Genomic DNA, 23,658 nt, shown 5'->3' on the forward strand with positions numbered 1-23,658 from the left:
GAGTGCCGTTCGCGGTGCGGGGCTACCTTTTACGTGAGGCGCTGCCTGTGCGGCGGGCCGTCGATCTTCGGCGGTTGCCGCTTCCCGATCGGGGGCTGCCGCCCGAATATCTCCGTCGTCTGCGCGGTGCGGCTTCGTAGTCACCGTCATCCGCGGTGCTCAGCTTTTTGCCACCTCCTTTGCCGGGCATAAGGGTCCCCATGAACATTTTGGCTACCGGCATAAGCTGCTGGACGCTGCTCATGATCTTCTGCACCTTGCCCATCGTTTCGACGATGCCGTCGATGCCTCCGAGCCGGTCGATCATCGATTTGAGATCGCCCATGGAGAAGTTGCCCAGCAGCTTCTTCTCCGGCTGAACGGCCGTCTCGATCGGCGTCTCGGCGACGGCATTGAACGGGACGATTGGCGCTTGCGCCGGGTAAGGCGCATACCCGGACAGCTCCGGGTATCCTTCCGGCACTCCGGAAGGCAGGCCGTTGTAGCTGCGGGTGTTCATGGTCCTGCCGGCGGGGCGGGTCCGGGCCCCGGCCTGAATCCGGGCAGCCCTCTCCCTGGCCAGGGGAGATGCGGAATGCGTCGCATGGGGTCCGCGCATGCGGGGCACCGACATCAGCTCCACCTGATCCGGCATGCCAGGCCGCCCATTGCGGTGAGGAACTTTCATCTCATCACGACCTTTTTCATAAAATCATCATGCGTGTTAAAAAGACGGCTGGAGATTGGATGTATGACTTTTTGCACGATCGTCATTTTTTGGATTGTAATTGGGGATAGGTTACTATACAGTATGTGGTAGGCGAACAACACGTGTGGACGATCGCCCGTGGGTGGACGCCCAATCCTTCATGTAAGCGCTGTTATGAATGCCTTTATTCATTAAAGCACGAACACGGTAACGCTTGAAAAGGCGATGTAAAGGCAGTACAATGAAATTACATGCGAAGAAGTAGGAGTGGATAAGGTTGCAATTGAAGAAATTGAATGATAAATCGATCGACCAGCTGTTTGAAGCGATTTTGACGCTGGAATCGCTGGAAGAGTGTTATATTTTCTTTGATGATCTGTGCACGGTGAATGAAATCCAATCCTTATCCCAGCGGCTGGAGGTCGCCCGGATGTTGGGCAAGGGCTGCACTTATAATCAGATTGAGGCGGAGACGGGCGCGAGCACGGCGACGATCTCCCGCGTGAAGCGTTGCTTGAATTACGGCAATGACGGTTATAAAATGACGCTGGAACGTCTGGGGCGCTAAGCGATGCGCTCGGGCCTGTTGGTGATTAGCCACGGTTCTCCCGACGGTTCTTGGGTTACACTGGTAGATGAAGCGATGGCGCAGGCGGCGTGGCCGGAAGGGGTGCCGATCGCTTCTTCTTTTTTGGAATGCGTGCCGGGGCGGACGATTCAGGACGGCATCGATGAGCTGGAGGCGCAAGGGGTGGATGCCATTGGCGTCATCCCTTTGTTCGTATCGGGCGGAAGCGCGCATGTCAATGAGATCGCCTATGCGCTCGGCGTCACTTCGGCGCCGCTCGCCGGCACGAAGCTGGCGCCGTTCCGTCTGCGCGCGCAGGTGCGCTACGGCCGCCCGCTGGACGGGGCGGCCTTGTTCGCCGCGCCTGGCGGCGGGGACGGGCCGGGCGATGCGGGCCCGGATGGCGAGGCCGAGGCGGGCTCGGTCCTCTTCCGCATGGTGGAGGACCGCTTGCACGGCCTCGGCGCCGGCGCGGGCGACGCGGCGCTGCTCGTGGCGCACGGCAGCCGGCACGAGCCGTTCGCGGGGCGCTGGCACGCGAGCCTGCGCCGCCTGGCGCGGCAGCTCGTGCAGCGCGGCGCCTGCGCGGCGGCGTCCCACGCGCTGCTCTGCTGCGAGGACATCGCCGAGGCGGCGCGCAAGCTGCAGCAGGCGCTGGCGGTGTTGCCCGCCGATGCGGGGCCCGGCCTGCTGGCGGGCGACCGCACGCTGGCGGCGCGCGCGGCGCTTGCCGAGGCCGCGGCCCGGGCGGGAATCGGCCGCCGGGAGCGCCGTGTGGCGGTGGTGCCGGTGTTCCTCAGCACCGGCTATTTCACGGCGCGCGTCATTCCCGAGCGGCTCGGCGATGTGGCGGCGCTCTATGACGGGCGGCCGCTGCTGCCGCATCCGGCCTTGGTGGAATGGCTCTCCCGCGAGGGGGAGCGGCTGCTGGCCGGGATGAGGGCGGAGGACGGCTGATAAGTGGAGGCCGGACGCTAGCGGCGGGGCTAGGGCAAGGTCAGGCGGCTCAGGCATGATCGGGAAGATGCTCGACGGCGCATTTCACAGTGATATGTTGGTTTTTCCATAGTATAATCAAGTAAGAAGTCAATCTGTGAAGGTGCCCGGGATCAGGGAGCTGCGGAACAGGCATGGCGCCGGAATGGGAATAGAATGCAAACGGGTGACTTAAGGAATGATAAAAAAAGCAAGGTTAATCTATAACCCGACTTCCGGGCGGGAGGAAGGGAAGAAGCGGCTGGCGGACATTCTGCATAGGCTGGATTCCGCCGGCATCGAGGCGACGGCGCATGCGACGGAAGGCGCGGGCGATGCGACGGCCAGCGCGGCAGATGCGATCGGCCGGGGCTATGACATGATCATCGCCGCCGGCGGGGACGGCACGCTGAACGAGGTCATCAACGGGATGGCCGGCAAGCCGTCACGGCCGCCGCTCGGCATTATTCCGCTCGGCACGACGAATGATTTCGCCCGTGCGCTGGGCATCCCCCGCCATTGGGAGGACGCCTGCTCGATTATTACCCGGCAGAAGACGCGAGTGATCGATCTGGGTCAGGCGAATGACACGTATTTCATCAATATTGCGGGCGGCGGGTCGCTGACCGAGCTGACTTATGAGGTGCCCAGCAAGCTGAAGACGATGATCGGGCAGTTGGCTTATTACATGAAGGGCCTGGAAAAGATGACGAGCCTGCGGCCGACGGAGCTGCGCGTCGAGGTGGACGGCCACGGCGTGTTCCATGAGGAGTTCATGCTGTTCCTGATTGCGAATACGAACTCGGTCGGCGGCTTCGAGAAGCTGGCGCCGGGGGCGCGCATCGATGACGGCCTGTTCGATGTCATCATGCTGAAGAAATGCAATCTGGCGGAGTTCATCCGCGTGGCGGGGATGGCGCTGCGGGGCGATCATATTCTCGATCCGCTCATTATCCACGTCCAGTCGAAGCGGGTGACGGTCACGTCGCCGGACACGGTGCAGCTCAATCTGGACGGCGAATACGGCGGGCTGCTGCCGGGGACGTTCCAGGTGCTTCCGTCGCATTTGCGCATATTTGCCGACGTTCCGGAAGAACTGCCTGCCCAAGGGTAAGAACGGCATCCCGCGCTTGTGTGCGCTTGCCCCAGGAGGGTGGGGGAAGCAGCCCGTGTCGCAAGCGCCGACGCGGCCCTTGCTGCGGCCATGCAGCGGTCCCGGCTGCGACGAAGGCTGTTGCGTTGCGGCCATTGTTGCGGCCTTGGCTGGCGTTGTTAGGCTATGGCGTTGTGCTCCCGGCTGCGGCATTGTGAACTGGCTGTAGCCGATTACGTTACGGCCTCTGGCATGGGCGCGGCTGCGGCGTATGGCGTTGCGGCCGTGTTATGGCCTCGGCCGGGGCGTGCGTATGCGTTGCGGAAGCTGGAGGGCTTGGCCTGCTGCCGGTGAGGCGGGGCCAGGTCTTTTTTTGATAAGATGGACATGCTGGGAAAGGTTGCGGCGATTGATGTCTGTTGCGATACGGCGGGCTGCTGCACTTGTTTGAAGGAAAGTACTCCGGTTAATTGTGGGAATCCTGCGAATATACAGTAATTTCATGCTTTTTCACGCCTATTTTGTAGAATTGCTGCCAGGATGCAGTTTTTTGATGGGAAAATCGAAATTGGGCCGTAATTGAGTTAGATTGATGTATATTTGCAGGATTCTTTTTTTTCAGTAGAGGGCTCGGCGGGAGAACTGTACTTTTGCAGGATTTTTGAAGCTATTCAAGGGAAATAGAAGGAAATTGGTGCATCGTATGCACGGGAGTTTCGACGGTAATTTCTGCTATGGCTCTCTAAGCAGGGTTCACGAAATTTGGGGAAGCCGTGTCTTGGAAAGTAGCTCCAAAACATGCTGGAGCCATAGAGAAATCAGGCTAGGTCTGTGAAAGGTTCATCATTCTTAGGCAAGCTAGCAAGATCGGGCTTGGTGGAAGGCAAAACGAGAGCATCTTTTTGACATAGAGGTAGAGAAAGCGAGAGAGCGGAGGATGTTGTAGTGACAGGAAAAAAGCTAGGCAACGGGACGGATCGCCGGAAACATCGGGGAACCGCAGCAGCGGCTAAGGCGAGACCGGTCGGGGCGCGAGCGGCGGAGGGGGCCGCGGCAAAGAAGCGCGGCCGGACGGGACAGCCATCCGCTTCGGCTCCGGTAAGCAAGAATGACGAGGTCGTGCTCGATATTATGGGGCTAACCCATGACGGCGAAGGCGTCGGCCGGGTGGACGGCTTCACGCTGTTCGTCAGCGGGGCGCTGCCGGGCGAGCAGGTTCGGGCGCTCGTGCTGAAGGTGAAGAAGCAGTACGGCTATGCCAAAGTATTGGAGCGGCTTATCGATAGTCCGCATCGGGTGGAACTGGAGCATCCGGCGAATGCGTACGGCGGCTGCCAGCTCCAGCATCTGGAATATGGCGAGCAGCTGCGCTGGAAGCGGCAGCATGTCGTCGATGTGCTGGAGCGGATCGGCAAGTTCCAGGTGGAGCATGGAGCCGAGACCGGAGGCGCAGACGGGCAGCCGCCGATTAAGGTGCTGCCGGTCATCGGGATGGAGCATCCTTGGCGCTACCGCAACAAAAGTCAGATGCCTATCGGGGCCGACCCGCGGACGGGCGAGCTGATTGGCGGGTATTTCGCCAAGGCGAGCCACCGGATTATCGATACGGATGTAAGCTTGCTTCAGCATGAGCGGAATGATGAGGCCATGCGCGCCGTGAAGCGGATTGCCCGCAAGTATGGCATTGCGCCGTACAACGAAGAGGCGCATACGGGCCTCCTTCGCCATGCGATTATGCGCGTCGGCTTCCTTACGGGCGAGCAGATGATTACGCTCGTGACGAACGGAGAGAAGCTCCCGCATGAAGCGGAGCTTGTGTCCGATCTGGTTGAAGCGCTGCCGCAGTTGACGAGCATCTGCCAGAACATCAACATGAAGCGCACAAACGTGATTGTGGGGGACAAGACTCGCGTCCTTTGGGGCTCGGAGTATATTACGGATTATATCGGGGACATCGCGTTCAAAATATCGGCGCGTTCGTTCTACCAGGTGAATCCGGTACAAACGGAAGTGCTGTACGAGAAGGCGGTGGAGTATGCCGGCCTCAGCGGGCAAGAGACCGTCATCGACGCCTACTGCGGCATCGGGACAATCTCGCTGTTCCTGGCGCAGCGCGCGAAGCGGGTGCTTGGCGTCGAGATTGTGGAGGAAGCGATCGCCGATGCGCGCCGCAACGCGGAGCTGAATGGGATTACGAACGCGGAATTCGCCGTCGGCGCCGCCGAAGAGGTCATCCCGCAGTGGAAGGAGCGCGGCCTGACGCCGGATGTCATCGTCGTCGATCCGCCGCGCAAAGGGTGCGACCCCGCGCTGCTGGATACGATGCTGGCGATGCGCCCTGACCGGATCGTGTACGTCTCCTGCAATCCGTCGACGTTGGCCAGGGATTTGCGGGTGCTTGCGGATGGCGGGTATACTGTCGCCGAGGTGCAGCCGGTGGATATGTTTCCGCAGACCGTGCACGTAGAATCGGTAGCTTTGTTAGTGAGAGATGGTACAGAGAGCTGAAAATGCAGTAGTGGAGCGGGTTGGAGAGTAGTACAGATGGGACGAAATTGCGAAACAGAAGCTTTGAAATAGTAGAGTTGACTGATTGTTGACGAAAATAATAGATTAATAGAAGATGCCTAATTCCTGAATTGGGCGTTTTTCAATTATTGCGACTGGGGCCGACTCCTTTCGGAAGAATTGAACCCATGTCCATACAATACCACGATAAAGGTGTTGGACAGGGGTTCAATACATTTTTCATCATTATTATGTCAGCAAGTTATTTTTGCTGAATGAATAAGTCATACATAAGGAGGAGCCATGAATAAAAACTATCTTGAATATTCCTTAACCCCGACTAACCTTCTTATGGTTTCAAGTATTGAGTTTGACCCTAATGATGAATGGATTGAAAAGATAAATATAAGTAGTATGAGGGGACATTTTCACCTTAACCTCAAATTTGAATTGAGGGATAATGCTACTATACATAGTCAGGCCCAACTTAAACAAAAATGCAATATGTTACTTGCTATTATTGAAGACGAGCTATCATTTTCGTACGGAATAAAACTACATCACCCGCATTTTTTGGGATTATATTTAAATGGAAATAGACAACCTGCTACACATCAGGGAATAATAATTGAACCAGTAACGTTAACAAAGCCCGACGAAGAATTATTACTCAACCAAATATGCGTAGCTGTTCAAAATCGAAATAGTAATGTATATAAGCGCTTATACCGAAATGTTCTTCAAATAGCTGATCCAATAGCCCGGTTTATGCTTCTATACAGTTTAATGCAACTTGCTTTAGAAGCTGATAATCAAAAACAAGTGGATGATTTTATTAGAATAACATCTTGGTATAATTCCACCTTAGACCGTATTACTACCAGAAAAGGAGCTAACTTCAAGGAAACTATTTATTCTTGGCTTAGAAATGCAGTTGGGCATACACAGGAGTCTTATATGATTGGAGGAAGGAGCTACAGTTTTGAAGAAATTCTTGAAGAGATTGATAGATTTGTTGATACACTCTCCTTGATTACCAGACAAGCAATTGAAACCAACAAAATTTAGCCAATCAGGTCTGTAATACGTATTCATAATTAGACGGATTCTCTTATGGCACCTCCACTATACACACAAACATCCTCTGCATAATCGGTGGCGAATTGTCGATTTGCCGAACCACGGTCCGCTTTTTTGAACCCCTGCCCAAACAAAACCGCAGGGGTTCGTCAGAGTGTTATCAGGAATGATAACAAATCTCTTGGTGGTATGATGGTTAAGTGTTACTTCTAACGGAATGATGGTTAGTGAAAGGTCCGATACGATTTTTATCGGACCTTCTGTATCGCCGGGGATACAACTTGGAATTATTCTTACGTCTACAACTTTCTCCTACCCCACGAGAGTCATCAATGGAGGTTTGTGTTTTTAATATAAAAAATTACATAGGGCTTGCTGAACAATCATTTTTCAAAGGTTTTACAAGGATTTCTGGACTCTAACTCGAAATAAAATGCAAGGAGAATGCGAATTTCTTGCAAAAAATCGTGCACGTGGAGTGAGCCGACATGTATCGTAGAACCGAAAGCCAGCTTCAGTTGTTCGAAGATTTCTACTTGCCGTTTGGCGGTAAATTAAATAAGGAGAACCGTTGGGTGCAACTGGCCGCTATCATCCCGTGGTGGCGGGCAGAAGAACTCTACGCGAAGTCGTTCAAGAAATCAATGCGCGGTCAGATCCCTTTGTCTGTTCGTATGGCTTTGGGAGCGCTGTACATTCAGGAACGTATGCAGCTCGATGATCGAGAGACGGTCCAGCAGATCGCCGAAAATCCGTACTACCAGTACTTCCTTGGGCTGCCGGCGTTCCAAGATAAGCCTCCGTTCCATCACTCGCTGTTGACCCATTTCCGCAAGCGATTGGGTGCGGATGTCATTGAACGAATCAACGATTGGATTTTGGAAGAGGACGCAGAGCGAAAGAAGCAGGAACAAAACAAGAGCGATCCTCAAGATCCTCCAGGCAGCGGCCATGGCTCTGATGGAACATCCGTTAATGAAGACGGCAAAAGCAAAGAGAAACCATGCAACAAAGGCACCTTGATGCTCGACGCGACCTGCGCACCGGCCGACATCTCGTATCCGACCGATTTGAAATTATTGAACGAGGCGCGGGAAAAACTCGAAGCGATCATCGATGTTCTGCACGAGCCTTTCGTCAGGAAGGCCAAGAAACCGAGAACGTATCGTCAAACCGCCCGCAAACGCTACCTCGAGATCGCCAAGAAACGGCGAACGGGTGCCAAAGCCATCCGGAAAGCGGTTGGCAAACAGCTTCGTTATGTTTCGCGTAATCTTGGCATCATCGAAATGCTGGCAGCGAAAAGCAGCTTGAATCAACTGGGTTCGCAGCAGTATCGGCAATTGCTCGTCATTTCCGAGCTGTATCGTCAACAGCAAGAGATGTACGACAAACGGACACACTCGGTGGAAGATCGAATCGTCAGTCTTTCCCAACCGCATGTACGGCCGATTGTCCGCGGGAAAGTGAATGCTCCCGTCGAGTTTGGAGCAAAGCTGGCGATCAGTCTGGTGGATGGTTACGCTCGGATGGAGAAGCTGTCCTGGGATAACTTCAACGAAAGCATGACACTGAAAGCTTCCGTGGAGTCGTTCGTCCAGCGATATGGGTGTTATCCGGAAGCCATTCTAGCCGACCAAATCTACCGAAACCGGGAGAACCTTCGCTATTGTAAGGAGCACGGCATTCGTCTGAGTGGTCCAAACTTAGGACGTCCGAAGAAAGAAGCGGAACCCGATCGGAACCAGGCCAGACAGGATGCTTCAACGCGTAACGCGATCGAAGGAAAATTCGGAGAAGGCAAACGCTCCTACGGACTGGGGCGTATTCGAGCACGCCTTCGAGAGACAAGCGAAACGGTCATTGCTCTGCAACTGCTTGTTATGAATCTCGAACGCAAGCTGCGCGTTCTCTTTTTGCCGATTTTCAGACTGCTGCTGAATCTGTGCCGTCAGCCTCTGTGGCCTAAAAGGCAATATGTTCAGCAAGCCCTACATAGACGTTGACGTTGGGGAGCAAGAACAATTCAAGATAATTTTAGATATAGCAGATACTGCCGAAAGCATAAGAGGTGATCGCTTGAAAACCATAAAAGTCTCCGCAGGCGTTATTATCGACAAGGACAAAGTACTAATCACAAGACGTGCTTCGAAAGAGAATTTTGCCGGTGGGTGGGAGTTCCCGGGTGGGAAACTAGAGTCTTGTGAAACGCCGCAAGAATGTGTTGCAAGGGAGTTGAAAGAAGAACTAAATATTGATGTAGCTGTCGGGGATTTTTGTACCGAAGTAACCCATAATTATGAGGCCTTTAGTGTTAACTTGATAGCATATTATTGCACAATGGTTAAAGGTGAAATCTCGTTGTCTGTGCTTGATGGATATAAATGGATTAAGATCAAAGATTTACTAGAATACGACCTATTACCAGCAGATGTCCCGATAGCTGAGAAGGTAGTGGAGGATTATAAATGAGTTATACTTGCAAGTTTGAAGTTGAACAAACGGTTACCCACGCGGATATTATCGCTGAATTTCAATGTGGAAATATGGGGGGAATGCGCCGTTCCAAGGCCACGAATTCTTTGATTATCATTTCGGACCATACCAAGGGTCTATACGACGATAAGTGGTATGGGGACATTCTCCATTATACTGGCATGGGGAAGAACGGGGACCAGGATCTATTTTTCATGCAGAACAAGACTCTATCTGAGTCTGATCGGAACGGGGTAACCGTCCATTTGTTCGAAGTATTGGTGCCTACGGAATACATCTATCGTGGTCTCGCGGACAAGCCTTATCAGGAAATTCAGAAAGGCGATGATGGGGTTCCTCGGAAGGTCTGGATGTTCCCTCTTCAATTACGTGTTAGGTCGCAGGCGATTCCTGAAGCGTCACTCATGAAATACATGAGGGATAAGGAGAAGGCAGCTGAAAGACTATCATTACTAGAACTGAAAAAACGGGCTGAGCAAAATGAAAGTGACAAAGTGAGCAGTCGAAAAACCACGACTAACGTGTTCATACAAGATGCCTTTGTAGCGGAATATGCTAAGCGAAGGGCGAATGGGATCTGTCAGTTATCCGAGCAGAAGGCTCCTTTTGTGAACAAAGAAGGTGTGCCGTATTTAGAATGTCATCATATTGATTGGATATCCAATGGTGGCAGCGATACGATCGAAAATACCGTGGCCCTGTGCCCTAACTGTCATAGGAGAATGCATATATTGAATCTACCGTCTGACATAGAGAAGTTACGTATCCAAGCAAAGAAGCAGGTGGAGTGATTGAATTGCGGCTATGCTGGCACTAGCGTTGCATCAATCTTTTTACGAAAATTTCTATCCCATAAGTCTCTATATTTGTAACTTATTGAACTATATTCATGGACAAAAATAAAGAAATCTCCTATTGTTGAGTTACCCTAACGTTATCCATAAAACGCCTCAACAAAGGAGATTTCTTATGGATAACGTACCGAATCATAACGTCATTTGTCAATGCCTAAAATGGTTACATGTCCATTCTACTCGACACGAGTCATTGGATTACCGGGCCCAAAAGCTGTTTGTCGGCTCTTCGACACTCTTATTTGTAGAGGCACAGCTTCAGCAACGAGACTCATACAAAGTCATGTCAGAGCATGTAGCGGCTAATCCTGAATTTCAAGATCTTCTGGGTCTCAAGAGCATAAGCGCTTCTCAACTATCGCGGAAGCTGAAACGGCTGCCTATGGAGTATCTTCAGACGCTCTTTTTCTCGCTCATTGATCGAATCAAGCAACTTACAAAAGGGAAACGCGGCATTACGCCTGGTATTGGGAAACTCAAGCTAATCGATTCATCGGGAATTACACTACCTCCCATTCTCGCGAAATGGTCCTATTGTTCCAAAAGTAGCCATGGCGTGAAGATGCACACCTCCTTGGTCGTTGCGGACTCCAAAACGATGTATCCAGACAAGATCGTCGCTTCAACCAAAGATGTAGCCGATCATGAAGTCGTGTTGGAATTTACAGTGGATAAAGATGCGACCTACGTGATGGACCGAGGATACCAGGTATACGACCATTTTCAGAAATGGGTAGAGGATAAGATTAAATTTGTTTGCCGCGTCAAGCAAAAGAGCCGGTTAACGATCATCAGAAAAAGAGACCTCCCCAAAAGGCAGAATGGGTTTATCCTTGATGCTGATGTGACGATGCCGGAGCTGCCAGCGGTTCTGCGTTTGATTGAGTTTAAGGATGACCAAGGGCGTACCTATCGAATTGTAACGAATCGATTTGACTTATCCGCACATCAAATTGCCGAGATTTATCGAAATCGCTGGCATATTGAGTTGTTTTTTAAATGGGTCAAGCAGCATATTCGATTGGTAAAACCCCACGGTTATACGGCCGAAGCGATTTGGAACCAAATGTATATTGCTTTAATCGCGTATGCTCTCTGTTTGCTGATTAAATTAACACTGGACTGTAAAAAGTCGACATGGGACCTCCTCCAGTTGATTCGCATCTATGCGGAAAAACCATGGGAAAATTTGATCGCTGCACTCAACCGCAAGCCGACTCGAACATCTAGAGGTCGACCAAAGCGAAATGGGAGACGTCCGAAAAAGGCAACAAAGTCGATGAAACCGAGACTGATTGTGACGTAATGACAAACGAAAACGATTTTTACATATAATGGATAACGCGTAGGGTCTGTTTCCAGCTCGACTTTTTTAGACTTAGCGCGGACATCGCAAATGTAAATATATATCATATATTGATGTTAATTGAAATTAGATTATGAACTAACCGCTCGATGCAACGCTAGTGCTATGCTGGACCGATTTCGCAACTATTAAGCATAACGAAGGCTGAGTGGCTTACCATGATGCAAGATAACTACATCGTTATGGTTGGTGATGCCCCAAGTAAGGAACAAATGGATGCGTGGGACGATTGCTATATCAAAAGCCTCCCATTCTTTAATGTGTGCTCCAAGTATGATTGCAATATTATTTTTGAGTATCAGCTGCCTAGAGAAGGTGGAAGAAGGCCTGACGTTCTCTTGCTTTCAGGCAACCGGTTGTTCGTACTAGAGTACAAAATGAAAAGTGGCATTACGCGAGCAGATGTAGACCAGGTATCCTCATATGCACGAGACTTGAAGAATTACCATAGTGCCTCTCATGAATTAGAGGTAATTCCCTATCTTGTGCCCACGAAGGCGAGTGGGAAACATCGCGAATTTGATGATGTTATTGCTTGTACGCCCGATAAACTCGCAGAGCTTATTGAACCTCATCTTGCTGTTCGTCAAGTAAATCAAATTAGAGGATTGGCTTGCTGGTCAATATCTACCTTTACCATCCTTAGTAAGTGCTGCCCAAGCCATATAGAATAATGAGGACTTACCATACATACGTAAAGCGAATAGTGCGGGGATCCCTGAAGCGGTAGCTGCCTTAATAGATATTAGTGAAGATGCAATGCGAACGGGAAAAAGGTTGCTGGCTTTAGTAACGGGTGTACCTGGAGCGGGAAAAACGCTGTTAGGCCTTGACTTCGTTCATAAAACTCACAATGGCATGGATCAAAGCTCTGTGTTTTTATCAGCAAACGGACCTTTGGTTGAAGTATTACAGCATGCTCTCCAAAATAAAACCTTCGTTAGTTCGCTCAGGAATTACGTTAAGGAGTATGGGATCCATAAACGTGGTGTACCCAGAGAGGCATATTACCGTATTTGATGAAGTGCAACGACTATGGGATAAAAATCAGGTTCTTGAGAAGCACAATGTAAATAAATCCGAGCCTGACCTGATTATCGAGATCGCTGAGAGGATACCGGATTGGTCTGTGATGCTTGGCCTTGTTGGAGAAGGCCAAGAGATACATAATGGCGAAGAAGCGGGTATCGCTCAGTGGAAGGATGCTATTAAAGCAGGAACTAAGGAATGGTTGGTCGTTTGCTCACCAAAGCTTGAACCTATTTTTAAGGATATTTGCGAAGTGAGAACTTTTGAAAAGCTGGACTTAAATGTATCGCTTCGTTCGCATTTGGCAGATGATGTTTCGAAATGGGTAGCTAGCCTGCTTGATCGAAACATTACGGAAGCAACCCAACTTAGTGAAAGGATACACAAGCAAGGCTTTAAGATGTACGTCACGAGAGACCTTGTTCGCGCGAAGAACTACTGTCGAAAAAGATATGAAGATAACAACATCAAACGATATGGTCTAGTCTGCTCGTCAAAATCGAGTATTCTCCCGCGGTTCGGGTTGGATAATTCGTATCAGACCACGAAGTCATTAAAAGTAGGGCCCTGGTACAATGAGCCTGTTGGAAGTAAGGATTCTTGCTGTCAGCTTGATACGGTGGTTACCGAGTTTTTCTGTCAGGGATTAGAGCTTGATATGCCGATCGTATGTTGGGGCGAGGATCTTATATGGGGTAACGGTGGTTGGAAGCGATTCGAGGGGAAATCCCGGTGCAAAGATCCACATCAGATACGATTGAACAGCTATAGAGTTCTTTTAACACGAGGGCGTGATGGGTTTATTGTGTATATTCCGGACGACAGAGCTTTAGATAAGAAGTATGAGTTGCTGCTACGCGCCGGCTTGGAAGAGCTATATCGAGGTGCCGAATGAACGCCGATGATTTGAAAGCAAGAATCTCAAATTTGAATATATGGAAGAAGAACGGCGAGCGAGCACCGCATAAACCCCTCTTGATCTTATATGCGCTGGGACAGTTCTACAATGGTAAGAAGCTAAGCATTTTACGAGGAGATACGCATCGAGTTGACGCAGCTTCTGAAGGAGTTGGGCCCGGTTCGGAAATCATACCACCCGGAGGAGCCGTTCGTCCGTCTGCAGCGGGATGGAATCTGGGAGATCGATCCGGTGGCAGATATGCCGTCGCCGAATGATAGGAGGTTGCTGCAGGCCGAGGTAACGGGGGGTTTTACCGATGAAGTGCTTAGACTGTTGCAAGCCGATCGAATGCTCGTTTTTGAATTGGCGACAATTTTGCTGGAAGGGCACTTTGCGGAGACTCTGCATGAGGATATCCTCCAACGTGTAGGTTTGGATTCAGTTGTATACAGGAAGAAGCCTAGGGACCCGCGTTTCCGTGAACGGATACTGATCGCATATGAATATTGCTGTGCAGTGTGTGGGTTCAATGTTCGACTGGGACATGAATTAGTGGCAGTGGAAGCAGCACATATCCAATGGCATCAATCGGGCGGCCCAGACCGGGAGGAGAACGGAATCGCGTTGTGTTCGTTACACCATAAGCTGTTTGACAGAAGGGTCTTTACGATTTCTCCGGAACGACAGCTATTGGTTGCGGAAACAGCGAATGGTACGCAGGGGTTTTACGATTGGTTAATGCGCTATCATGGAACGGTAATACGTTCCCCCATTCGTCCGGAGTATGTGGCCGGGGAGAACTTCTTGCATTGGCATATGCGTGAGGTATTTCGTGGGCCAGCCAGGTATGTTATTGGTTGAATATATGAGTCGTTGTCAAGGAGAGGGAGAGCCACATGTTTAAGAAGCTAGTCGGATTATTCAAGACGGAACCGAAGAAATCGTCGTCACCGTCGCCGAAACGACAACCCAGTAAGCCTAAAGTAGAATCAACACGCATTGGTGAGCTGGGTGAACATAAGATCAACATACAATTGGACCAGCTTCCCAAGGATTGCATGCACCTGGCGGATCTGATGATTCCCAACCCCAGGTCTCGAACGGGATACTCGCAAATTGATCATGTGGTTGTGACTCCATACGGGCTGTTCGTTATTGAAACGAAGAACTACAACGGGGAGATTAAGGGAGCCCGAACAGACAAGCAATGGACGGTAAGTAATCGGTTCAGAATGTATAACCCGCTCATGCAGAACTATGGACATATTAAAGCGCTGACGGCGATCTTGCTAGCATATCCTGACTTGAAATTCATCTCCCTGGTTTCCTTCACAATGCGTTGCCGCTTTAGTATTGATCCTGAGCTTAGGAAGATCCATTCTGACGAACTGGTCGTCTATGATGTGGAGTTATCTGAATTCATCGGGCGGAAGTTGACTAGGTTGAAAGCAGAATCAGCACCTACATTTAATGCCGAGGATGTTTCGTGTATTCACGAAACGATACGTCTTGCAAATATTGCGGATCCGGAGATCAGGAGGCAACATGTTGAGAAAATAAAGAGCAAGTAGCTCCCTTGGTGGCGATGGGATAAGGTATGACGTATTAGAACATAGCTATTACTCTTCGTAGACGACTTCAATTCTCTTGCGACTCGGGAATCGATAAAGTACAACTTAGTGCTAACCGGATAAGCCATAGGGATAAGTAATACACCAACATGACTGGCCTGCTATTGGTAAAAAAATATCATTTTAAAGCTGGGGATTCGGTTATAAGACGGTCAGTAGATTTTTGAACTTGGCGGCCAGCCGGGCGTTTCTAGGTTAGTTGTTGATGGAATGTGGTTGTTGTAAAATAGATGAAACGGGTGCCAGACCGTTTTAGATCTATCTTAGGGCTAACTGATCACGGAGAGATCACTAGGAAAAAGCGTGTCCATCGTAAGGCGGTCAACCTTTATGGCGATGGGTTGAACGCTTTTTTCCTTTTTAAGTCGGTAGTATGGCAAATATAAAGACCGTACTGGATGAACCCAGCACGGTCGCTATTTATCCATTCTTCTTTTCCTTCTTACGCGGGACGATGGAGTCAAGCTTGTTCGCAGCTTCTTTGTCGGCTTTTTGTAAAGCGTGGCCGTATACGTTCATGGTCGTGGAAATGCTGCTGTGGCCAAGGCGTTCCGAGATCAATTTCGCATGAACACCCATGTTTATTAATAGGGTCGCGCTTGTATGTCTAAGATCGTGGAAGCGAATGTACTTAAAGCCGTTCTTCTTTAGGAAATTGCGAAACCACAAGTACGGGGTTTCAGGGTAGTAAGCATTGCCTTCATCATTCGAAAAAACGAAAAAGTGGTCCCCGCCTTTCCAAGCATCCCCCAATGCCAGCCGTTTCTTTCTTTCCTCTAGGTAATACTCCTTTAGATGTTCGGTAACTGTGTCAGAAAGGCTCACTTTACGTTTGGACTTGTGTGTCTTAGGCTCAGTAATAATTCTGTGGCCATTCTTGGAATAAGAAATGGTTTGCTTTACTTCAATAACGCCATCCTTTATATCCACATTTTTCCACTCCGAACCAACTAGCTCGCCTCTTCTTAAAGCAGTTGTGATGGCAAGTAAAATCATTATGCGCCACTTCATGGGCTCATTTTCTAGGGCTTCGAATAGCCGAACAACTTCATCTTCATCGTAAACTTCAAGCTCTCTACGAGTTACTTTAGGATGTTTGACTCCGGTCATTGGGTTGTCGCGTACCAATCGCCAATCGACTGCCCTCGAGAAGATGTTCTTCAAAACACGGTGTGTGTACTGTACAGTACCGGGGGAAAGCTGGCCAGGCTTTCCATCTTGGCGTTGCCCGTCTTTCCCCAAATCTGGATGAAGTTTACGATATGGAAAGTTTGTATTTTATCCAAACGCATATGGCCAAAGACAGGAAGGATGCGGTTTTTAAGAAACCTTAAATAGATGTCTAGAGTTTTTTGCCTTAACTCATGAACGGCGTATTTCTCTTTCCACTCTTCTACAAAGTCAGCGAAAGTCATCTTTTCGGGAGCAATATATGCGCCGCTTTCCACTTCTGTCTGAAATTCCGCAAGAAGCTTTCGGGCCTCGCGAACGCCCTTAGCAGACACGGTCTTGGTCCTTCGCACCCTGTGGCCGTGCCCTCCAGCCTCAACGACTAGCAGCCAAGAATCATTGCCCCGCTTTTGCAAACTTGCCATATAAGACCCCTCCCCTTATTGATTTTCCGCTGAATTATAGTTAATACCCTGTTGCTCTTGAAACCAGGCAAGGAGCGTGTCACGTCTGAAGAGCAGTTTGGACCCTATGCGGATATGGGGCAAGCGACGTTGTCTACAGAGCGCATACAGCTTGTCTTTCGAAATGGTGCATTCAAAGACTTCTTCCCATGCTTCCTTTAAGGTTAGCGTGTTACGTTTTGCCGCTGGGATAAGATGAGTGTTTTGTTGAAGTGTAGTTTCTTGCATATGAAAACCTCCTTGATTAGAGAGTAAGACTTCTATGTTTGGTAAGCAATTTTCGAGATACCCTTTTTTAGGATGTGTTCGATCTGGTTTACAATCGTATCAACCTCCAATCATGTATTTACGTTCCCATATTCGAAAGCCGCCGATCGACTGATGGGGGAACCCGGCTATATGTTTTGTTCAGTGTCTGAAAAGGACGACGAAAAAAGCCCTCTTCAGTAGGAATAGAGCTTTCTACCTGAAAAGGGCTTTCGTCTTTTGGGCATGTTAAGCCAATTAAGTTTTAAAGCAGAAATTTAAAGAATCAGAATGATTCCCATCCGTGTGGCAGGAATAAAGTAAAAAGTGAAAACTAAATGGTATAAATTAATATTAAGAGACATTTGCCATGTTTATCAAGGCATCACTTTCGCTTAAACTTTTCTATCCGGTATTAGGCTGAAAATTTCTTTTGTTATTCTGTGTAAAGTTTCTACTTCGCGAATTGAGCGGCTTTTTAATAATTGATGATGCCTCCATAGAATGGTGCCGTCATTTTTTTCGTTACTTTTCAAGTTGTCTCGTGTTCCTTCATCGAGAGGAAGAATACTGTCTAGATCTACATCTAGGGCAGCTATGATTTTGGCAAGAGAGTCTAGGGTTATGTTTCTGGTGCCGCGCTCCACTGCGCCAATGTATTGGTACATAAGTTGAGCTTTATCGGCCAACTGCTGCTGCGTCAAGCCTTTCCTCTTGCGAATATCCCGTATTTTTTCTCCAATGGTGATTCTTAACGTGTCCATATGCCCCTCCTTAATAAATTGTTAGTGAGTCCAATAAGGTTCAAGTAATTCTGATGAAACTTATATGGACCTTGTAAGTCCGGTGTCTAATTTTATTATAGGGAGTAGGCTTAAAAGCTTCGAATTTTGGGATAGGGAGATTTTCGAAATGGACAAAAAAGAAATACAGACTGTTGTCTTAATTAGTGAGGAAGATGTAAGAACGATTTATCGCTTTCGCCAGCTTTCCACCAATGGGCCTGGTCAATTTCTGTTGGAGCTATGGAACGGGCAGGTTATTCGCCGCTTTGTTATTCGTCAGACGGATAATGGTTTAACAGAGTTAGTGGATGAGGTCGGTAATGTACAAAGGGTCGTTGGGGTATCTTACGGAATTCCAAATAACGACGACCAAAAGGTCGAGACTAGATTCGCAATAGCTGATTCATTTCATTCCGCACTTAACCTTTGGCAATTCGTTTTGTAACCAACAAGATAAGGGGGATAGGCATGTCTTAATTTGAAACTAAAGCTTTAAACTATATTACCGGCGGTCCCATTACTGTCAGGGATCTTTCAGATCTAGGAATGATTCCTCCCGGACAATCCGTGTTTCCGGCAAAATTTCATGAATTAGGCTGGGGAGCCTGGCTCCCTATGCCCTGCATTACGTTATTACCGTATTATAGCGATGCAGTAGCGAGAGGACTAGGCTTAGAGGAACTTTTGATATATCTAGATGGAAAGGTGAAAGCTGATACTTTCTTAATGCATGAAGAGAGCAATTTGGAAGTTATTCGGGATAAACACGAGAGGGCTATGCTTATTGCCAGGGAGGTTAAAGTTAGGGAGAGGTTGAAGATAAATGGTCATCAATATCCACGGAACGTCGGGGATGTTGTGCAGCTTTATTTGGATCTGGGACTTGCACTAGTATCTACAGACGAGACAAACGGGCAACTACGCTACGATTTAATCATTAGGCCATTAAGTCATGTTGATACGGTGCTTAAAAGTAATCTTTAACAAAAAAATGGAGAGGTACTTGGGAATATAGTTTGGTGATAATAGCTGAGCAGTGGACACAAGGGGGCAGATACGGGTGGAAAAAGAACTTGATGTGCTAATAAACTACTTCGAAGAGTATATAAGCGAGCTCCAAAAGGAGCTCGAGCAAGAGCCGAACAGCGAGTTCATCAAAGGTCAAATGAAGGGGATGAACCAGGCGTTAAGAATCACAAGAATGCTCAATAAGCCTGATCCAGAGCACTGTGTTGATATAATTATCGATTAAGTCACAATGAACCGGTTAGCGGTGATAGTAGAAGCGGGAGGGGGGGCTAATCGCCCCCCTCCCGCTTGCTTGAACAATAGATATTAATTAAGTGTGGGAGAAATTCTTCCCGGCATAAATATCTATGACGGTTGTTCTTTCATGTCCGATTTCTTTAGAGAGTAACTGTTTTAATTCGTCGTCGGATAAGCCTTCCTTTAGCAGCTGTCTTATCCTATCCTGGATATAGGAATAACGTAGCCCATGCCAAGTTAAGCTTTTAATAACAGTTTTCGGGCCTTTTTTGTATGTTCTCTTCGTAACCCCTTCTTTGCTCTCAATTTTCCCTCTTACTCTCGCTAGAAACGCTTCGAAGCCCTGAACAACGTTATGGGTACTTTGATTTTCGTTAATGAATAACTTATCCACCCGTTGAATAAAGGGAAGGCGTTGTAGAAGCATGCTCCTGGCCTCATCGGAAAGGGGAATCGTCCGTTCCTTTCCATTCTTAGCTTCAGACCCAACCTTATAATATCCTGTTCGAAGTGCATACTCGGCTTGTGACCGTTTAACGGCCACGGCTTCGGTGATGCGTAACCCCATATACCTGCACATTACGGCAGCATCTGCAATGTCTTGTCTTCCGGCTAGGACGGCAAGATTAAAGAAGTTGGCGTATTCTTCATTCGTCCACGCCCGGTTTCCTTGGGCTGTTGTTGGATCAATAACAATTTCATATTGTTCGAAGAGCTCCTCATTTTCCGAAAGCTGAAAGCGTGGTGAATCGATCTTTGAATGAAGGTACCGGACCGCACTTAGATCATTCTTGATGGTTTTTGGTGAGATACCATTTCTTTGACGATCGATAACGAATGAAGCGAGATGCTTATCGGAAATGTTGCGGATGTTCTGCAGTTTGAATTTTTTACTCACATAATTAGCGAAAACCAGAGACGAAATTTTGTAGCGGGCGCGGGTTTCGTAGCTTAACGGGCGAACATGCTCTGAAGGTCTTCTCGACCTCAACTACAGGTGTAGATTTACCCACGGTTGAGCACCTCCAATTCGCGCTTGATGTTCTCCAACTGAGACAAAAGTAAATGAATAAATGTGGGACTTTCAATAAAAATGTGAGGGTGGAGAATAACCTTTTCATGAAGTTTTTTCAGATTTTTTTCTGCTTCCTTTTTTACTTTTGATTTTATATCGGTAACCTTTTGGGAGGTCGAAACTGATGCTTCAGGATCCAGGGCTCTATCATCCTGTATAGATGTAATAAGCTGCGCTACCTTAGCTTCATCCAATTTACAGTCAATAGTTTGTAAATACAGTTTTTTTGCTGTTCCTCGTCCAGAGTATTTGCGATCTTTTCAATTGACTTGATTCCGACCTCGTTAATCTTGTGTTTATACTGCAGCTCTGGAATGACTTCAAGAAGACTTAAATATCTATACATTGTTCTGGGAGCTATATTGAACATTTTGGCGATATCTTTGGCAGTTACATTTGTGCCCTCGGGGCAGTTTCTCGGACCTGGTTTAATATCGTGATAATCAAGCGCTGCTTTAATCCGCTTTGCTAAAAATAACAACTCCTCCGTAATATTGTTTCTTGCGCAATTGTATGTTGTTAACAGGATGATTGCTTCTTTCTCGGTAACCTTCTTAACCGTCACTGGTACGGTTTCGATACCCATTCGTTTGGCTGCCAAATGTCGATGATGTCCATCGGGAATGACATTTTCTTCCGTAACGATGATCGGGCTGATGTAATTTGACTGCTGAAATAATGTAATAAATCGTTGGATAGTAACATTGACAATTTCAGGGTAGTACAATGGGTACAGCGGGTGTGGCAGCAAGTCGTCAACCTTTCTAATTTCATGCGTTTGACTCATGGTTTGTTCTTACCTCCTTTATTTTTGGACATACCTGTGGCATTAGGAAGAATCAACGATCCTCGTAGATTCTCACTCGCTATAATCTATATAAAGCTCTACAAACAGAAGCGGGATAAGGGTTTAAAAGCAATGAGTGAGTTCCATCTCATTTCTGTTTGTAAGAAGCGGGTTTTCTAAGAGCATCTATAAATGAGTAGTAGGTGAGTGTGAGCGCCAGCCTTAAGTCAGTCATGCCTAAGGTCTAAGCTGCTGAGAATAAGAATCTCAACTCCTGAGGATTGATCAGCCCGGATGGGCGACTTGTAGTCAGATCCCTCGGTTTCTCCGCTTTTTCCAGCCATCCGCGACCGCAAGCGATCTTTGGGGGGAGAGTATGGCTTTCTCAAATTGCAAAATCCGTCAGACGGCCAAACAAATCTATATAAAAAAGCCACAGGCTTTTGATTTTCATCAAAATTCTGTGGCTTTGGATAACAAAAAAAGCCCGATTAGGAAAGTGAAGAGGATCTCACTACCCAATCGGGCCTTTCGGTTTATGCTGATTATTATCAGATTAGGAACGGACAGACCACTGGCCTGAATAATTGGTTAAAAAGAAATTTAAGCTTAGAATGGCCTGCTCTGCGCATGCATCAGGCTAGGGAGAAAGTTAAAAAGTGGTATGGGTGTAGTCTAACCTACGAGTTTACTAGGTGTCAATAGAAAAGTACGGGTGACCTAAAGGTGACCATGAGTTCAACCAAGGGTGACCTTTGGGTCACCTAGAAACAGCGTATAGGGTCGCGTAAAGAAATCATACTCAAATAAGGCAAAACTGGTGCTTTTAATTATGGCTCACCCGCAAGCATACTCCAAAAGAAATGATAAGGTGACTTAGGGTCACCCGGAGGTCACCCAAAGGTCAACCAAAGGTGATTCAAAGGTCACTGAAAGGTGACCCGATATATCCCCATTCATTGTAATTTCGTTTTCCTCTCCAGCTACAGGAGAATATAGATGCTATCCAGAAAAAAATAGTGAATTTATTTTTGGTATTTTCATACCAAAAATAAATAACAATTGACATGAATTTTCTGCGGTGCTACATTTTATATATATGATTAATTGTGAGCTGTTTTGGTAAGTCCAGCGGTATGATGTCAAGTCCCTGATTGATGAGAATTGGAAAATTTCCTTGGCGTGCAGCAGGATCAATCCCAAAAAAGGCATCACCAAACTAGACCCAGTCGAAAATTAAGTAAAATACCATAATTTAACTGGGAATTAGAGAAGAAAATTCATGAGCCAAGGCATTATTGCTCTGTCGGCTTCACCTTCCTTCTGGGCGTATAGAGTTGGTCGTTGCGTAGCAGCACATCGACCAGACGCACAAGTTTTCTTGCCGTTAAGACGAGGGCACGTTTGTGTTGATGCTTAGGGACTTCATTGAATTTCTTCCGGTAGTACTCCCCGAATTCCGGGTCGCGGTTTTTTACCGAGTTGGCAGCTTCAACAAGGTAGTAGCGAAGGAATCGGTTGCCGGAACGAATGCGCTTTGTATCTTCCGCCTCGAAGGAGCCGGATTGGTGCTTGCGCCACGTCAGACCCGCATACTTGGCCAAGGCGGCTTGATCCGTGAAGCGGTCGATGTCGCCGATCTCGGCCAGGATGCCTGCGGCATAGACCCGATCAATGCCCGGAATGGAACGGAGGCACTGGCTGCTGGAAATGCCGTCTAAAATGCGCTCAATCGCCTTGTCGAGCTCTTTAAGCTGACTCTGGATGCTCCGGATCGACTGAATTGAGGTGCCCAGCACCAAATCAATGGAATCCTCGACAACCTTCGAGAGACGGTACGAGGCCCGAGCCGCCTTTTGAATACAGCGGGCGACGTGTTCGGGATCGGGGAAACGATTTCTCCCCTTGTCCTTGAGATAGTCAGCCAAACGGGCGACATCCATATTCGCCATCTCATCCAGACTATACTTTTCCGAGAGCATTTCCATGATGGCATGGCCGAACACGGAACTGTCCACCTCCGCGCGAAAAGCATTGCACTTGTAGAACAGATTTTGCAAAAAGTATTGCTTCTCGCGGGTAAGGTTGTGTACGAGATGGAATCGCATGCGAGTGAGCCGCTGCAAGGCGATGTACTGTTCCTGCATCACGATAGTCGTCGTGAGTCTGCCAAAACGCAGGCGGTCTGCAATGATCCAGGCATCGATGCGATCGGTTTTGTCCAGGTCGGCATAAGCGTCTTTGAATTTGTTAATCAGCTTCGGATTAATGGTGAACACCTTGGCATTCAATTGTTGAAGGGCCTCATCTTCATGCAAGTACATGGCTGGATGCCAGCTGTAGACGGATGTGGCTTCAAGCCCGATATGAACCTCAGAGCAGGCTGTCTTGACCGCAGCAGAAATGATGCGATCCCGCAAGTAAGAGGCGCCGTGCAGATTGTTGGTGGTCTTGAAGGTCTCCAGGGTGTCGCCATCCGATTTCATCAAACAGGCTTCCAGTTCTTCGGAACTGACGTCAATACCGACAAAAAGCTTCAAGAGAATTCCTCCTTTCTATAAGGGATTCAGGGAACGGACTCTCCGGACTGTCTCCGGCGCACTCGCCGATCAATCACCCTCGCATATGAGAACACGCTTCGGTTCATGAGCTGCCCCGACGCTGCTACAGTCGGGC

General features: G+C 48.4%; 24 protein-coding genes and 1 pseudogene. 17 read left to right on the forward strand and 8 right to left on the reverse strand.

Annotation, left to right across the window (positions count from 1 at the left end; translation table 11 throughout):
• Positions 1–22: 22 nt before the first annotated feature.
• Positions 23–667 carry an oligopeptidase gene (locus OCY70_RS27005; RefSeq protein WP_213428958.1) on the reverse strand — a complete coding sequence of 215 codons (645 nt, stop codon included), beginning with the start codon at positions 665–667 and terminating at the stop codon, positions 23–25.
• A gap of 298 nt (positions 668–965) precedes the next feature.
• On the opposite strand from OCY70_RS27005, the gene OCY70_RS27010 reads away from it, so the two are divergent.
• The 14 genes and pseudogenes from OCY70_RS27010 to OCY70_RS27070 all read left to right on the forward strand — a co-directional run bounded on the left by OCY70_RS27010 (position 966) and on the right by OCY70_RS27070 (position 15,129).
• A complete protein-coding gene (locus OCY70_RS27010; RefSeq protein ID WP_006678246.1) occupies positions 966–1,256 on the forward strand; it encodes a YerC/YecD family TrpR-related protein in 291 nt (96 codons plus the stop codon).
• Positions 1,257–1,259: 3 nt separating this feature from the next.
• Positions 1,260–2,213 carry a sirohydrochlorin chelatase gene (locus tag OCY70_RS27015; RefSeq protein WP_213428959.1) on the forward strand — a complete coding sequence of 318 codons (954 nt, stop codon included), beginning with the start codon at positions 1,260–1,262 and terminating at the stop codon, positions 2,211–2,213.
• A 217-nt stretch (positions 2,214–2,430) separates the two neighbouring features.
• Entirely contained in the window at positions 2,431–3,345 is a 915-nt protein-coding gene (locus tag OCY70_RS27020) for a diacylglycerol kinase (RefSeq protein ID WP_213428960.1), read from the forward strand.
• A gap of 924 nt (positions 3,346–4,269) precedes the next feature.
• Positions 4,270–5,832 (forward strand): 23S rRNA (uracil(1939)-C(5))-methyltransferase RlmD, encoded by a 1,563-nt coding sequence (gene rlmD / locus OCY70_RS27025; RefSeq protein WP_213428962.1) that lies wholly within the window; start codon positions 4,270–4,272, stop codon positions 5,830–5,832.
• Between the two features lie 303 nt (positions 5,833–6,135).
• On the forward strand, positions 6,136–6,900 hold the full coding sequence (locus OCY70_RS27030; protein ID WP_213428963.1) for a hypothetical protein: 765 nt from the start codon (positions 6,136–6,138) through the stop codon (positions 6,898–6,900).
• Between the two features lie 500 nt (positions 6,901–7,400).
• Positions 7,401–8,918 (forward strand): IS5 family transposase, encoded by a 1,518-nt coding sequence (locus tag OCY70_RS27035; RefSeq protein ID WP_261945221.1) that lies wholly within the window; start codon positions 7,401–7,403, stop codon positions 8,916–8,918.
• Positions 8,919–8,991: 73 nt separating this feature from the next.
• Positions 8,992–9,384 (forward strand): 8-oxo-dGTP diphosphatase MutT, encoded by a 393-nt coding sequence (gene mutT, locus OCY70_RS27040; RefSeq protein ID WP_261945222.1) that lies wholly within the window; start codon positions 8,992–8,994, stop codon positions 9,382–9,384.
• Entirely contained in the window at positions 9,381–10,199 is an 819-nt protein-coding gene (locus tag OCY70_RS27045; protein WP_249725697.1) for an HNH endonuclease, read from the forward strand. The genes mutT and OCY70_RS27045 overlap by 4 nt, the downstream gene beginning before the upstream one ends.
• 178 nt (positions 10,200–10,377) lie before the next feature.
• Entirely contained in the window at positions 10,378–11,568 is a 1,191-nt protein-coding gene (locus OCY70_RS27050; RefSeq protein ID WP_261944552.1) for an IS4 family transposase, read from the forward strand.
• Between the two features lie 218 nt (positions 11,569–11,786).
• Positions 11,787–12,302 (forward strand): hypothetical protein, encoded by a 516-nt coding sequence (locus tag OCY70_RS27055; RefSeq protein WP_213430940.1) that lies wholly within the window; start codon positions 11,787–11,789, stop codon positions 12,300–12,302.
• Positions 12,303–12,387: 85 nt separating this feature from the next.
• Positions 12,388–12,648 (forward strand): DNA/RNA helicase domain-containing protein, encoded by a 261-nt coding sequence (locus OCY70_RS36335; RefSeq protein WP_373871533.1) that lies wholly within the window; start codon positions 12,388–12,390, stop codon positions 12,646–12,648.
• Positions 12,599–13,552 carry a DNA/RNA helicase domain-containing protein gene (locus OCY70_RS27060; RefSeq protein WP_373871534.1) on the forward strand — a complete coding sequence of 318 codons (954 nt, stop codon included), beginning with the start codon at positions 12,599–12,601 and terminating at the stop codon, positions 13,550–13,552. The genes OCY70_RS36335 and OCY70_RS27060 overlap by 50 nt, the downstream gene beginning before the upstream one ends.
• Positions 13,549–14,419 (forward strand): annotated as a pseudogene (locus OCY70_RS27065) (phosphorothioated DNA-binding restriction endonuclease). The gene OCY70_RS27060 and the pseudogene OCY70_RS27065 overlap by 4 nt, the downstream one beginning before the upstream one ends.
• Positions 14,420–14,454: 35 nt before the next feature.
• On the forward strand, positions 14,455–15,129 hold the full coding sequence (locus OCY70_RS27070) for a nuclease-related domain-containing protein (protein ID WP_213430943.1): 675 nt from the start codon (positions 14,455–14,457) through the stop codon (positions 15,127–15,129).
• 480 nt (positions 15,130–15,609) lie between these two features.
• On the opposite strand, the gene OCY70_RS27075 is transcribed toward OCY70_RS27070, so the two are convergent.
• From OCY70_RS27075 to OCY70_RS27090, 4 genes are all read right to left on the reverse strand, one after another.
• Positions 15,610–16,299: a site-specific integrase gene (locus tag OCY70_RS27075; protein ID WP_249725604.1), complete on the reverse strand. Its 690-nt coding sequence runs from the start codon at positions 16,297–16,299 to the stop codon at positions 15,610–15,612.
• 50 nt (positions 16,300–16,349) lie between these two features.
• Positions 16,350–16,784 carry an N-terminal phage integrase SAM-like domain-containing protein gene (locus OCY70_RS27080; protein ID WP_249725605.1) on the reverse strand — a complete coding sequence of 145 codons (435 nt, stop codon included), beginning with the start codon at positions 16,782–16,784 and terminating at the stop codon, positions 16,350–16,352.
• A gap of 15 nt (positions 16,785–16,799) precedes the next feature.
• A complete protein-coding gene (locus OCY70_RS27085) occupies positions 16,800–17,051 on the reverse strand; it encodes a helix-turn-helix domain-containing protein (RefSeq protein ID WP_213430944.1) in 252 nt (83 codons plus the stop codon).
• 413 nt (positions 17,052–17,464) lie between these two features.
• On the reverse strand, positions 17,465–17,833 hold the full coding sequence (locus OCY70_RS27090) for a helix-turn-helix domain-containing protein (protein ID WP_213430945.1): 369 nt from the start codon (positions 17,831–17,833) through the stop codon (positions 17,465–17,467).
• Positions 17,834–17,981: 148 nt separating this feature from the next.
• On the opposite strand from OCY70_RS27090, the gene OCY70_RS27095 reads away from it, so the two are divergent.
• The 3 genes from OCY70_RS27095 to OCY70_RS27105 all read left to right on the forward strand — a co-directional run bounded on the left by OCY70_RS27095 (position 17,982) and on the right by OCY70_RS27105 (position 19,106).
• A complete protein-coding gene (locus tag OCY70_RS27095; protein ID WP_213430946.1) occupies positions 17,982–18,299 on the forward strand; it encodes a hypothetical protein in 318 nt (105 codons plus the stop codon).
• Positions 18,300–18,400: 101 nt separating this feature from the next.
• The gene (locus OCY70_RS27100; protein ID WP_261945223.1) at positions 18,401–18,838 is read left to right on the forward strand and encodes a DUF6042 family protein; all 438 of its coding nucleotides are present in this window, start codon (positions 18,401–18,403) and stop codon (positions 18,836–18,838) included.
• A gap of 76 nt (positions 18,839–18,914) precedes the next feature.
• A complete protein-coding gene (locus OCY70_RS27105; protein WP_213430948.1) occupies positions 18,915–19,106 on the forward strand; it encodes a hypothetical protein in 192 nt (63 codons plus the stop codon).
• Positions 19,107–19,193: 87 nt separating this feature from the next.
• Here the strand turns inward: OCY70_RS27105 and OCY70_RS27110 are convergent, their stop codons facing one another.
• The 3 genes from OCY70_RS27110 to OCY70_RS27120 all read right to left on the reverse strand — a co-directional run bounded on the left by OCY70_RS27110 (position 19,194) and on the right by OCY70_RS27120 (position 23,522).
• On the reverse strand, positions 19,194–20,111 hold the full coding sequence (locus tag OCY70_RS27110; RefSeq protein ID WP_213430949.1) for a tyrosine-type recombinase/integrase: 918 nt from the start codon (positions 20,109–20,111) through the stop codon (positions 19,194–19,196).
• A gap of 259 nt (positions 20,112–20,370) precedes the next feature.
• On the reverse strand, positions 20,371–20,982 hold the full coding sequence (locus tag OCY70_RS27115) for a ParB/RepB/Spo0J family partition protein (RefSeq protein ID WP_213430950.1): 612 nt from the start codon (positions 20,980–20,982) through the stop codon (positions 20,371–20,373).
• 1,295 nt (positions 20,983–22,277) lie between these two features.
• Entirely contained in the window at positions 22,278–23,522 is a 1,245-nt protein-coding gene (locus OCY70_RS27120) for an IS110 family transposase (RefSeq protein WP_261944499.1), read from the reverse strand.
• Between the last annotated feature and the right edge of the window lie 136 nt (positions 23,523–23,658).

The sequence above is a fragment of the Paenibacillus melissococcoides genome (assembly GCA_944800085.1).
GTDB classification, from domain to species: domain Bacteria; phylum Bacillota; class Bacilli; order Paenibacillales; family Paenibacillaceae; genus Paenibacillus_B; species Paenibacillus_B melissococcoides.